12 protein-coding genes and 1 pseudogene are annotated in these 12,402 nt (G+C 58.4%); 5 read left to right on the top strand and 8 right to left on the bottom strand.

Translation table 11 applies throughout. The features are described 5' to 3' along the window. Positions 1–294 precede the first annotated feature (294 nt). Positions 295–1,347: pseudogene (ampC, locus tag FQ187_RS09820) on the bottom strand (class C beta-lactamase); the annotation flags it as partial. Between the two features lie 249 nt (positions 1,348–1,596). Between ampC and FQ187_RS09825 the strand changes: the two are divergent. Continuing rightward, positions 1,597–2,499 (top strand): LysR family transcriptional regulator, encoded by a 903-nt coding sequence (locus FQ187_RS09825; protein WP_149629313.1) that lies wholly within the window; start codon positions 1,597–1,599, stop codon positions 2,497–2,499. Here the strand turns inward: FQ187_RS09825 and gudD are convergent. Next, positions 2,496–3,839, bottom strand: a complete 1,344-nt coding sequence (gudD, locus tag FQ187_RS09830) for a glucarate dehydratase (protein WP_149629314.1) — start codon at positions 3,837–3,839, stop codon at positions 2,496–2,498. The two genes, FQ187_RS09825 and gudD, sit on opposite strands and share 4 nt — an antisense overlap. A 24-nt stretch (positions 3,840–3,863) precedes the next feature. Next, entirely contained in the window at positions 3,864–5,210 is a 1,347-nt protein-coding gene (locus tag FQ187_RS09835) for an MFS transporter (RefSeq protein ID WP_149629315.1), read from the bottom strand. Positions 5,211–5,491: 281 nt separating this feature from the next. Here FQ187_RS09835 and FQ187_RS09840 point away from each other — a divergent pair, with 281 nt between their 5' ends. Further along, positions 5,492–6,205, top strand: coding sequence for a FadR/GntR family transcriptional regulator (locus FQ187_RS09840; protein ID WP_149629316.1), 714 nt, complete (start codon positions 5,492–5,494; stop codon positions 6,203–6,205). A gap of 103 nt (positions 6,206–6,308) precedes the next feature. Here the strand turns inward: FQ187_RS09840 and yegQ are convergent, their stop codons facing one another. Next, a complete protein-coding gene (gene yegQ, locus FQ187_RS09845) occupies positions 6,309–7,634 on the bottom strand; it encodes a tRNA 5-hydroxyuridine modification protein YegQ (RefSeq protein WP_149629317.1) in 1,326 nt (441 codons plus the stop codon). A gap of 163 nt (positions 7,635–7,797) precedes the next feature. Here yegQ and FQ187_RS09850 point away from each other — a divergent pair, with 163 nt between their 5' ends. Continuing rightward, complete coding sequence (locus tag FQ187_RS09850) at positions 7,798–8,859, top strand: AI-2E family transporter (RefSeq protein WP_149629318.1); 1,062 nt, start codon at positions 7,798–7,800, stop codon at positions 8,857–8,859. Here the strand turns inward: FQ187_RS09850 and FQ187_RS09855 are convergent. From FQ187_RS09855 to FQ187_RS09865, 3 genes are all read right to left on the bottom strand, one after another. Beyond that, complete coding sequence (locus FQ187_RS09855) at positions 8,856–9,038, bottom strand: hypothetical protein (RefSeq protein WP_095128871.1); 183 nt, start codon at positions 9,036–9,038, stop codon at positions 8,856–8,858. The two genes, FQ187_RS09850 and FQ187_RS09855, sit on opposite strands and share 4 nt — an antisense overlap. Positions 9,039–9,138: 100 nt before the next feature. Further along, the gene (locus FQ187_RS09860; protein ID WP_003179723.1) at positions 9,139–9,333 is read right to left on the bottom strand and encodes a hypothetical protein; all 195 of its coding nucleotides are present in this window, start codon (positions 9,331–9,333) and stop codon (positions 9,139–9,141) included. Between the two features lie 235 nt (positions 9,334–9,568). After that, positions 9,569–9,940, bottom strand: coding sequence for a hypothetical protein (locus FQ187_RS09865; RefSeq protein ID WP_149629319.1), 372 nt, complete (start codon positions 9,938–9,940; stop codon positions 9,569–9,571). Positions 9,941–10,185: 245 nt separating this feature from the next. Here FQ187_RS09865 and FQ187_RS09870 point away from each other — a divergent pair, with 245 nt between their 5' ends. Beyond that, positions 10,186–11,040 (top strand): shikimate 5-dehydrogenase, encoded by an 855-nt coding sequence (locus tag FQ187_RS09870; RefSeq protein ID WP_149629320.1) that lies wholly within the window; start codon positions 10,186–10,188, stop codon positions 11,038–11,040. Between the two features lie 8 nt (positions 11,041–11,048). Next, positions 11,049–11,567: a cupin domain-containing protein gene (locus FQ187_RS09875; RefSeq protein ID WP_149629321.1), complete on the top strand. Its 519-nt coding sequence runs from the start codon at positions 11,049–11,051 to the stop codon at positions 11,565–11,567. 7 nt (positions 11,568–11,574) lie between these two features. Here FQ187_RS09875 and FQ187_RS09880 read toward each other — a convergent pair whose 3' ends face one another. After that, positions 11,575–12,222: a YceH family protein gene (locus FQ187_RS09880; protein ID WP_074878482.1), complete on the bottom strand. Its 648-nt coding sequence runs from the start codon at positions 12,220–12,222 to the stop codon at positions 11,575–11,577. Positions 12,223–12,402 lie beyond the last annotated feature (180 nt).

Raw genomic sequence — 12,402 nt, forward strand, 5'->3', positions numbered from 1 at the left:
GAGCTCTTCCAATTTTGGCCAGAAGCCGAAGACGGCTTCTTCGAATAGGCCTGATACATAGATGCAACGGGGCGGCGGTTTTTCAAAAGCGGGTAGACAGTGGGGGCGAGTCCATACATAGCAGCTGCCGAGCCTGCGAGGCTGCGTTCAGCGGCGAAGCCGTCGTAAAACCTGCAACCGAGGTCTTTCAGGAAAACCTCACTTGACAGATCACGACCGCTGCGTCCGAACGCGGCCCGAGCCGAACGCAGCCTCGCAGGCTCGGCAGCTGCTACGAAAATTTGTGCTTCTCGGCTACTTGCTCAGAGCACTCAATATCGTATGAGCAATCTTGATCCGCTTAGGGTTTGGGTAGTTTTTGTTGGCCAGGATCACAATGCCGATGTCTTTCGACGGCACGTACGCCACGTAAGCCCCGAAGCCGCTCGTTGAGCCGGTTTTGTTGATCAATACGTTTTCTGGTTGAGGTTGCGGCGGGGTCAGCCACTGGACTTCGTGAGCCTCCATCGCCATCTGCGTCGAGTTACCCGCCAGCAATTTATCGAGGGTGACCGGGTAGTTGTAGAACTCCCAACCCAGCCCCTGAGTCATCTCGCCCACCTTGTAGTAACCGGTATGCGTCATGGCAATTGCTCGTTGCATCGGATCTTCGAGGCTGGCCGGCTTCATGTTCGCTTCAACATAACGAATCAGGTCCGCAGAGCTGGTTTTCACCCCATAAGCCTCCGAATCCAGTGCCCCCGGCCCAACCCGTACAGGCTTGTCATCCTTGTTGTAGCCCTGAGCATAAAGCCCCATCTGAGCCTGCGGCACCTTGAGGTAGGTGTGTTTTAGTCCGAGTTTCGGCAGCAGGGTTTTTTCCATCACGTCATCAAACGCCGCGCCCATGCTTTGGGCGGCGAGGTAACCGAACAACCCCAGGCTCGGGTTCGAATACTGCCGATGGGTGCCTGCGGCATAAGTCGGTTTCCACTGCTTGAAATAGCCGAGCATCTTGTCCGGTGCATCGGCATCGCTGGGGAATTGCAGCGGTAGCCCGCCGGCGCTGTAGGTGCCCAGTTGCAGCACGCTGATGGTGTCGAACGCGCTACCACGCAGTTCCGGCAGCACGCTGCTGGCCTTGTCCGACAGGGACAGTTTGCCGGTGGCCTGAGCGTAGGCGGCGAGGGTGGCGGTGAAGGTTTTGCTCACCGAGCCGATTTCGAACAAGGTGTTTTCAGTGACGGGTTGTGCGCTCTCTTTCGAAGCTACGCCGTAGTTAAAGTAATACGGCTGGCCGTTGACGGTAATGGCGACCGCGACACCGGGGATCTGCTGTTGCTGCATCACCGGTTCGATGGGGCCTTCACGATGGCTTCAATGCGGTCATCAGCAACGCAATGACCGGCGCTGAGGAAAAGTGCAAAAGCGCTGTAGGACGAGAGTTTGTTAGGCATGATTGATTCACTTTCCATGAGTTTCAAAGGTGTTAACCACTACACTCCGAGCGGCTTTTCAATCCGGGTTGCTGGTGGGCGAGCCAAATCTATGCAGTCTGCCGAGGTTCGACAACCGATGATATTTCGGATGAGCCATTAGAAAAATTTGGGAGTGAGCATGATCCGGCCTCAATTACCGCTCAATGCATTGCGCGCCTTCGAGGCCTCCGCCCGGCATTTGAGTTTCACCCGTGCGGCCGTTGAGTTGTGTGTCACACAGGCGGCGGTGAGCCATCAGGTCAAGAGCCTTGAGTCTCAACTTGGCGTCACCCTGTTCAAGCGCTTGCCCCGCGGGCTGATGTTGACCAGCGAGGGCGAAATCTTGCTACCGGTGTTGCGCGAGTCTTTCGACCGTATAGCGCAAACCCTTGAGCGATTCGAGGGCGGACATTTTCGCGAGGTATTGACGGTCGGCGCGGTGGGGACGTTCGCGGTAGGCTGGTTGTTGCAACGGTTGACGGACTTCCAGGCGAAACATCCGTTCATAGATTTACGCCTGTCGACCAACAACAATCGCGTGGATGTGGCGGCTGAAGGGTTGGATTACGCGATTCGGTTTGGTGCGGGAGCATGGCATGGCATTGAAGCCGTGCGGTTGATCGAGGCGCCGCTGTCGGTGTTGTGTATTCCCGGGATTGCCCGGCAACTGAAAACACCGACAGACCTGTTGCAGCAAACACTCTTGCGTTCTTATCGCACGGACGAGTGGCCCGAATGGTTTCAGGCTACCGGCCTCTCGACCCACACAGCACCGCCTCGGAGCATCGTCTTCGACTCGTCGCTGGCGATGATGGAGGCGGCGCTGCAAGGGGTGGGCGTCGCATTGGCGCCGCCGCTGATGTTCGCCCGTCAACTGGCGGCGGGTGCAATAGAGCAACCGTTCGCTATCGGGATCACCACCGGCAGTTACTGGCTGACCCGCTTGCAGTCGCGCCCCGAAACGTCGGCGATGGCGGTGTTCAAGCAATGGTTGCTGCAAGCAGCACAAGAACCTGTGGGAGCGATATTCCAACAGAGTTAACGCACCAGACACGGCCGCTTGTTATCGAACTTCCAACCTGGAATCAGAAACTGCATCGCCACGCTGTCATCCCGCGCGCCCAGTCCCATGCCTTTGTACAACTCATGGGCCTTGGCCAGCTGGTCCATGTCCAGTTCGACGCCCAACCCGGGTTTCTTCGGCACCTGCACGCAGCCGCCAACGATTTGCAGCGGCGCTTTGGTCAGGCGCTGACCGTCCTGCCAGATCCAATGCGTGTCGATGGCGGTGATGTCACCCGGCGCGGCGGCCGCGACGTGGGTGAACATCGCCAGGGAAATATCAAAGTGGTTGTTGGAATGCGAACCCCAGGTCAGGCCCCATTCATGGCACATCTGCGCCACGCGGACCGAACCCTGCATCGTCCAGAAGTGCGGGTCGGCCAAGGGAATGTCCACTGATTGCAACTGGATCGCGTGGCCCATTTCCCGCCAGTCGGTGGCGATCATGTTGGTGGCGGTTTTCAGGCCCGTGGCACGACGGAATTCAGCCATGACTTCACGGCCCGAATAACCGTTCTCCGCGCCGCACGGGTCTTCGGCGTAAGCCAGGACGTGATGCTGATCCCGGCACAGACGAATGGCTTCCTTGAGTGACCACGCGCCATTCGGATCGAGGGTGATGCGCGCATCGGGGAAGCGTTCGGCCAGGGCGGTGACGGCTTCGATTTCTTCGTCGCCACTGAGCACGCCGCCCTTGAGTTTGAAGTCCTTGAAACCGTAGCGGGCGTGGGCGGCTTCGGCAAGGCGGACCACGGCGTCGGCGGTCATGGCTTTTTCGTGACGCACGCGGAACCAGTCGTGGTCGGCGTCCGGTTCGCTGCGGTAGGCCAAGTCGGTTTCGTTGCGATCACCGACATAAAACAGATAACCCAGCATCTTCACTTCATCACGCTGCTGGCCTTCGCCGAGCAGGGCGGCCACCGGCACGTCAAGGTGCTGACCCAGGAGATCAAGCAGGGCGGCTTCCAGGCCGGTGACGGCGTGGATGGTGATGCGCAAGTCGAAGGTTTGTAACCCGCGACCGCCGGCATCGCGATTGGCGAAGGTCTGGCGCACTTGATTGAGGATCTTCTGATAGGTGCCGATCGGATTGCCGACCACTAATGAGCGAGCATCTTCGAGGGTCTGACGAATGCGCTCGCCGCCCGGTACTTCACCGACGCCGGTGTGACCGGCGTTGTCCTTGAGGATCACGATGTTGCGGGTGAAAAACGGCCCGTGGGCGCCGCTCAGGTTGAGCAACATGCCATCGTGGCCGGCCACCGGAACAACCTGCATGCTGGTGATGATCGGGGCTTTGGCGGTTTCTTGTGTGTTCATTGTTATGTCCTTCAAAACAGATGTTCAGGCGTGGTTGGACGCTGGTTTGCCCAGTGCAACGGCCGGTGCGGTTTTCGGTTTGTTACGTGCGGCGAAGACGATGAGCGCGGCAATGATCGAGGTCGCGGCCAGGCCGTACAGCCCACCCTGAATCGAGCCGGTGCGTTCTTCCAGCAGGCCGAACGTGGTCGGCGCGACGAAGCCGCCGAGGTTGCCCACCGAGTTGATCAGCGCGATCACACCCGCCGCGATCCGTGCGTCCAGATAGGCCTGAGGAATCGGCCAGAACAGCGACGACGCCGATTTGAAACCCAACGCAGCAAAGCAGATCGCAACGAAAGCAAAGATCGGCCCACCGGTGGTGGACATAAACATCCCGGCTGCTGCGATCAGCAGGGCCGCGGCGACCCAGGCTTGCTGGTGTTTCCATTTGGCCGACAGCGAAGCGAAGGCGTACATGCCGATGATCGACAGCAACCACGGGATCGAGTTGAACAGCCCGACTTGAATATCGCTCAGATCGCCCATCTTTTTGATGATGCTCGGCAGCCAGAAGGTCGCGGCATAAATGGTCAGTTGGATGAAGAAATAGATCAGGCAGAACAGGATGATCTGGCGATCCTTGAGCAGCTTGCCCAGCGACGGTTTGATCGGCGTCGCGGCTTCGCGGGCCAGTTGTTCGTCGTCGATGGCCTTGACCAGCGCGTCCTGCTCTTCTCGACTCAGCCATTTGGCGTCGTGGGGTTTGGAGTCCAGCCAGAACCAGACGAACACGCACAGCCCGACCGAGAACATCCCTTCAATGAAGTACATCCACTGCCAGCCGTGCAGGCCGAAGCCGCTGATTTGCAGGAGCAACCCGGACAACGGGCCGGAGATCAGCGAAGCAATCGCCGAACCGCTGAGGAAGATGGCAATCGCCTTGCCGCGTTCAACGCCAGGCAGCCAACGAGTGAAGTAATAAATCACTCCGGGGAAGAAACCTGCTTCGGCCACGCCCAGCAGGAATCGCAGAATGTAGAAGTGGGTTTCGTTCTGGATGAAGGCCATGCAAGCGGCGACCAGGCCCCAGGTCAGCATGATGCGGGTCAGCCAGATTCTCGCGCCGACTTTTTGCAGGAGGATGTTGGAGGGGACTTCGAACAGCGCGTAACCAATGAAGAACAGCCCGGCACCGAGGCCGTAGGCGGCGGCACCAATGCCCAGGTCGTGCTCCATGTGGGCGCGGACGAAGCCGATGTTCACGCGGTCGATGTAGTTGACGATGAACATGATCACGAACAGCGGCAGAACATGGCGTTTCACTTTCGAGATGGCGGACTTTAGGAGCGAATCGGCGCCATCGTTCATCCCGGATATGGATGTATTCACTGCGTTATCTCCCACTGATTATTTTTATGCGGGGTGTGACTGGGTATTGCGATGTTGATAGACATCATACAACTGCGTTTTTTCATCCTGCAAGAGTGGTCGTCCAACAAAATGGCGCTTTAGAGAGCATTTATTATTCTTTTGCAGTGATGTATGACCTTTACGATGGTCTTGAATACCCTAGTTGTTGAGTGTTGTCATACAAGTTGCTCAGCGTTTTCCTGAGATTCCCATCGAGCGCAGTGCTACGATTCCGATAGTTCTGCTTTCGGATGATCGCCATGCAAGAAGACCTCGACGCGCCTGCCCGCAAGCGCACCCACAATCTGGCCCATGACCTGGTCACCAAACTGACCCAGAGCATCTTGCTCGGTCAGATGCTGCCCGGGGACAAGCTGCCGTCCGAGAACACGATTGTTCAGGAGCACGGGGTCAGTCGCACGGTGGTACGCGAGGCAATTTCGAAGTTGCAGGCGTCGGGTCTCGTGGAAACCCGGCATGGCATTGGCACCTTTGTTATCGAGCGAACACCGGAGCAGGGACTGCGGTTGAACGTCGATACCGCGCTGGGGGTGCGCAGCATTCTGGAGTTGCGCATGGGCCTGGAAACCCAGGCCGCCGCGCTGGCTGCAACCCGTCGCACGGATCATCAATTGGCGCAGATGCGCGAAGCGCTGGACGACTATCAAAGCCTGCTGGCCAACAACGACAGCTGCGTCGAAGCCGACAAGCGCTTCCACCTGCTGATCGCCGAAGCCACCGGCAACGTGTGCTTTCCCGAAATCATGCTGCACCTGGGCAGCGCCATGATCCCGCGCACCCGTGTCAATGCCGCCGAGCGCGGCGCGGTGGACTTGAGCAAGCTCGGGCAACTGGCCAACCTTGAGCACGAGGCCATTCTCAATGCGATCAAACGGCAAGATCCGGACGCGGCGCGGGCGGCCATGTGGCTGCACCTGACCAACAGTCGCGACCGTTTTTCGGCCGATCGCTGACCATATATTTTGTAGGCGGCAGTACCATCGCGTCATCGTTCTTCGTCGGAACGCCGCCCGTAGCAGGCTCGCTCCCACAAGGTTTTGTGTCGCTTGATGATATTCAGCTCACGCTGACATCCCGCATCAACAACCCAAACCGCAAATCCACCGCATCCGGAATCGGCAGATACACCGTATGCCCATCCCCCGGCGCCACCTCGATTTGCTCGCCTTTGACGTTTTGCAGCTGATGCAAGTCGAATTGGAAGTTGCCTTTGGGCGTCATCAGTTCCATGTGATCGCCCAGGCCAAATCGATTCTTCACCTTGATTTCCGCCATCCGGTCACGCCGCTCGCCGGTCAACTCACCGACAAACTGCTGCCGTTCCGACACCGAACTGCCGTGCTGGTAGTTCTGGTATTCGTCATGCACATGCCGACGCAGAAAACCTTCGGTGTAGCCGCGCTGAGCGAGGGATTCCAGATCCGTCATCAGACTGCGGTCGAACTGGCGACCGGCCACCGCGTCGTCGATCGCCCGACGGTAAACCTGAGTGGTCCGCGCACAATAAAAGTGGGATTTGGTCCGGCCCTCGATTTTCAATGAGTGCACGCCCATCTGCGTCAGGCGCTCGACATGCTGCACGGCGCGCAGGTCCTTGGCGTTCATGATGTAAGTGCCGTGTTCGTCTTCGAAGGCCGGCATCAATTCGTCGGGCCGGTTGGCCTCCTGCAACAGAAACACCTGATCGGTCGGGGCGCCGATGCCCAGGGTCGGTTCGGGCTGGAAGGTTTGAACGATCTCGCCCAGCTGATTTTCCGTGGCCTCTTGCGCTGAATATTTCCAGCGACAGGCGTTGGTGCAACTGCCCTGATTGGCGTCGCGCTTGTTCATGTACCCGGACAGTAGGCAGCGACCGGAGTAAGCCATGCACAAGGCGCCGTGGACGAACACCTCCAGCTCCATCGCCGGGACCTGTTCGCGGATTTCGGCGATTTCTTCCAGGGACAGTTCGCGCGACAGGATGATCCGGCTCAAGCCTTGTTGCTGCCAGAACTCGACACTGGCCCAGTTCACCGTGTTGGCCTGTACCGAAAGGTGAATCGGCATCTGCGGATAATCCCGGCGGACCAGCATGATCAGGCCTGGATCGGACATGATCAGCGCGTCCGGTGCCATGGCAATTACCGGCGCCAGGTCTTTGAGGAAGGTTTTTAGCTTGGCGTTGTGCGGGGCGATGTTCACCACCACATAGAAGCGCTTGCCTTGAGCCTGGGCTTCGTGAATGCCGAGGGCCAGATTGGCGTGATCGAATTCGTTGTTGCGCACCCGCAGGCTGTAGCGCGGTTGACCTGCGTACACCGCGTCGGCGCCGTAGGCGAAGGCATATCGCATGTTTTTCAGGGTGCCGGCGGGGGCGAGCAGTTCTGGAGGCAGGAGAGTCATGGCAGAGTCGGTCACAAAAGCCGCAGAGAGTAAGCGGCTTGCCCCAAGGTTTCATTGATCTGGATCTATGCTTGATGAACAAACGGATGGCACTCGCGCGAACCGTGGCGGACTAAGCATCAGGGCGCGACATTGTGTCCTTGCGGACTGACATGGATCGGACATGAACGAAGAGACAGTACAAAACAAATCACTGGTGATTTTGCTGGGCCTGGTCACCGCCGCTTTCATCTGGATTTTGCTGCCGTTTTACGGCGCGATGTTCTGGGCGGTGATCCTCGGCATCCTCTTCGCGCCCCTGCAGCGACGACTGCAACTGAAGTTCGGCTGGGAACGCAACCTGACGTCGCTGCTCACCCTGAGCATTTGTCTGGTGATCGCGATTCTGCCGGTGATTGTCCTCAGTATCTTGCTGGTTCAAGAAGGGGCCACGGTGTACAAGAGCATCGAAAGCGGCGAACTGGACATCGCCGGGTATGTGACGCATTTCAAACACAGCCTGCCGCCGTATTTTCAGCACTTGCTCGATCGGGCCGGGGTTGGCGAGCTGGACGGGCTGCGGGAGAAAATCATCAAGAGTGCAGTGACAGGCAATGAGTTTGTCGCCACGCAGGTCTTCAGTTTCGGACAGGGCACGTTTGATTTTTTGGTGAGTTTTTTCATCATGCTTTACCTGCTGTTCTTCTTTCTGCGGGACGGCGCCGAACTGGCACGCAAAGTTCGCGCTGCAGTGCCGCTGCAGGAGCACCAGAAACGTCGTTTGCAACTCAAGTTCAATCGCGTAGTGCGGGCGACGGTGAAGGGCAACCTGGTGGTGGCGATCACGCAGGGTGCATTGGGCGGTTTGATTTTCTGGTTTCTGGATATTCCGAGCGCGCTGCTCTGGGCGGTGCTGATGGCGTTTCTGTCGCTGTTGCCAGCGGTGGGTGCGGGGATCGTCTGGGCGCCGGTGGCGGCGTTTCTCCTGTTCACCGGGGCGATTTGGCAAGGCGTGGGGTTGGGGTTGTTCGGGATTTTTGTGATCGGCCTGGTGGATAACGTGCTGCGACCGATCCTGGTGGGCAAGGATACCAAGATGCCGGACTATCTGATCCTGATCTCGACCCTTGGCGGTCTGGCGATCTTCGGCCTCAATGGCTTTGTAATCGGGCCGCTGATCGCCGCGCTGTTCATGTCGAGCTGGGCCATCTTCATTGAAACCAAGCCACGGGTGCAGCTGCCTTAAGCGCTGAGTTGGCCTTGGCCAATACGTTGGGACAGTGCCTGGGCGGCCGGCAGCGAGGTGAGCGGACCGCTGATCGGTTCGCCGTCCTGCACCAGATACCAACAGGCGAGCAATCCTAGCTCTCTGAGCGGTGCGGGAACGGCGCTGCCGATAACGGACATGATCTGAACCTGGGACATAAGTACCTCCATCAATCTACGGAGCTACCTTACGGACCGGGCGCTTGAACGGACAATCAATGCTTTCGATAGTCGTCATTGATGCCAATGAGTTATCGGTTCAGTCGACCACCAGATCCAGCATATGAACCACTTCTTGCTCGTTGAGCAGGCCTTTTCGCACCAGGTTTTCTGCCAGCAGCGAAAGAAACTTGGCGCTGCGATGGCCTTCCAGGTGCTTGAGTTCGGTCAGTGCGTTGTACACCTTGCTGGAAGTGCACAAGCCGACAATGCGGTGCGGGTTTTGCGTGGGCATGAGGTCGTCCTTGTTTTTATCAACCTGTTGTTAACGGACAGATCCAAGATTGCGGACCTGACATGACATAAATATGACCGTTTTCCCCGAAGCGGGGGAAGGATGGCGAGTCAATCTTGCCAATTTGCACCGCAAAGACTGTCCCGACAGCGACCTTGGCGAGATTTATCCAGACCTCTGCCGACGGACGGTCACAAAAAAGGCCCCGCTGTTGAGGCGGGGCCTGATGATTCCGTTACCAGCGGCCATAACCGTGGGGAGGGCCGTAGTAACCGCGCGGTGGACCGTAGTACCCACGTGGTGGTCCGTAGTAAACCGGCGGCGGGCCGTAATAGGCCGGTTGTTGCACGTAGACCGGTGCCGGCTGGTAATAAACCGGTGGCGGGCCGTAGTAAACCGGTTGTGGCTGAGCGTATACCGGTTGCTGTACATAGACCGTCCGGTTGCTGTTGATGATGGCCGAACCGACGATGGCCGTGCCAACGATCGCGCCAAATACCGCCGGCCCTTCCCAACCGTGACCGCCGTGACCGCCGCCAGCTTCTGCCTGCCCTGCGATAGCAAGAGCACCGATCAGCAAGGCTACTGCGGGGATTTTACGGATCATGATAGTTCCTCGGTTCTTCGCCCCGGCGCTTGTGTCTGCAATAGACCCAAGGATTGTCGCGGAGATACTTCTAAGACAGCGTTTTTCTCAAAATCAGCACAGCCGTTGGGTAAATTTTGTGTAAGGTCTGTACCAGCTTCTTTACGGTTCAGTGAGGCCGCGTGCAGACACGCCGTTATGATCGATCAGACCCGATGGATTGGCTAATCCCGTCCATCTGAAAGTGCTATTCAAGGAGATTTTTCATGCAGATGAACCCCGACAGAGACACTCAGCTGTGCATGTCGCTTTCCGCACGCCCCGGGAACTTCGGCCTGAGGTTTCACAATCATCTGTATGAGCAACTGGACCTGAATTTTTACTACAAGGCCTTCAGCAGCCAGGATCTGCCAGGCGCCGTTGGCGGCATTCGCGCCCTGGGGATTCGTGGTTGCGGCGTGTCGATGCCGTTCAAGGAGGCGTGCATTGCGCTGGTCGATGAACTGGATCCCTCCGCTGCGGCCATTCAATCGATCAACACCATCGTTAACACTAACGGCCATCTCAAGGCTTACAACACCGATTACATCGCGATCGCCCAGTTGCTTGAAACCCACCAGGTGCCGAAGGAATTGACCTTTGCCCTGCGCGGCAGCGGCGGCATGGCCAAGGCGGTGGCCAGTGCCTTGCGCGATGGTGGCTACAAAAATGGCCTGATCGTAGCCCGCAACGAGCGTGCCGGATGTGCGTTGGCCGAATCGCTGGGCTATCGATGGCAAGCGGAGCTGGGTTCGGAGCGGCCGCAGATGCTGATCAACGTCACACCGATTGGCATGTCCGGGCCCGAGGCCGATCAGCTGGCGTTCGATGCTCAAACCATCGCTGCTGCCGAGACTGTCTTCGATGTAGTGGCAGTCCCTTCGGAAACACCGTTGATTGTGCGCGCTCGTGCTGAAGGCAAGCGAGTGATCACCGGGCTGGAAGTGATCGCGATCCAGGCGCTGGAGCAGTTCGTGCTGTACACCGGCATGCGGCCGACCGATGAGCAGTTTCACAAAGCCGTGGAATTTGCCCGCAGTGGCCTTGGCTCTCCTGGTGCCCAGCAAGCGAACCGTGACTGAGGTGACTCATGCATCCTGCCATTCTTAATCTGGATCAGGCCGAACTTGAGCCGCTACCCGAAGCGTTTGCCCCGACGGGAGACACCGCCGATCGCTATCAGCAACGGCAGGCGCGCATCGGCCAGCAACTCGGCGCGCAGAAGCTGGGTTATCGCCTGTACGTGCTGGAACCGGGGATGCGTGGCAGCCCGTTTCACAGTCATCGGGTCAACGAGGAGATGTTTTACATCGTGGCCGGGGAAGGGGAGATTCGCTTGGGCGTCGAGCGCTTTCCCGTTCGCGCCGGTGATGTCATTGCCTGCCCGCCGGGCGGCCCTGAAACCGCGCACCAGATCGTCAACACCAGCAACGGTGAGCTGCGCTACCTGGCGGTCAGCACCCAACAATCACCCGAGATTTGCGAGTACCCGGATTCCGGCAAATATGCGGTGATGGACGACTTCAAGGTCGACGCCGAGGGCAAAGCCTCGGGCTTCGTCGCCGTCGCCAGGCCGGCGGACGGCGTGGATTATTGGGACGGCGAGTAACGCAGGGTTATTCGAGGCGGGCCAGACGCTCTTCCAGCGCCGCGATTCGCGCCTCAAGCTCTTCGATCCGCTCAACCGATACGCCGCCACCCGCGCCACGCTCGGTCGGGTTCTGCCGTGCCGCCAGGATCACTTCGATGTCCGCCGGGTCGCCCAAGGCGTGCATGTAGCGGTCTTCACGCTGACCGGCCTGGCGCGGAATCAACAGCGCCAGACCGCGAGCGATCAAGCGTTCCAGTTGATGCACCACTTGTTCGGCATCTTCGAAGTCATGCATGCGGCCGCTGCGGGTCAGCAGTTCATTGACCGTTTGCGGACCGCGCAGGAACAGCAGCCCCGCAAGAATGACTTGAGCCGGCACCAGTTCCAGTGCCTTGTCGACCTTGTGTTCCCAGCGATCCGCACGGCTGCCCATCACCAGTTTGGTGAAGCCGCGTCCTTCGAGGGCGCGCAGACTTTGGCCGACTTGACCCTGGGTCAGGTTCATCACGGGCTCGCGGCTGGTTTTCTGGTTGCAGGCAATCACCAACGCATTGAGGGTCAGCGGATAGGTTTCCGGGCTGGTGGCCTGTTTTTCGATCAACGAACCCAGAATGCGGATTTCCGTGCTGTTAAGCCGCGGCTCGTCGAATGTTGTCTCTTGCTCAGTACTCATGGTTCTGCATCCTTCCCGGGGTCAATTTTTTTCTCCTGCTGGCATGCACTTTAGATTGACGTGTGTCAATGGCAACTGAATTCGTCATGCCTTCTTGGTAATCATCACAAAACCTAAATGAATAATTAACGCTATTTTTACAATCCGACGAGTAAGGTATGTATGGCCGGGAACTGGCAG

The sequence above is a fragment of the Pseudomonas sp. ANT_J28 genome, assembly GCF_008370005.1.
Taxonomy (GTDB): domain Bacteria; phylum Pseudomonadota; class Gammaproteobacteria; order Pseudomonadales; family Pseudomonadaceae; genus Aquipseudomonas; species Aquipseudomonas frigoris.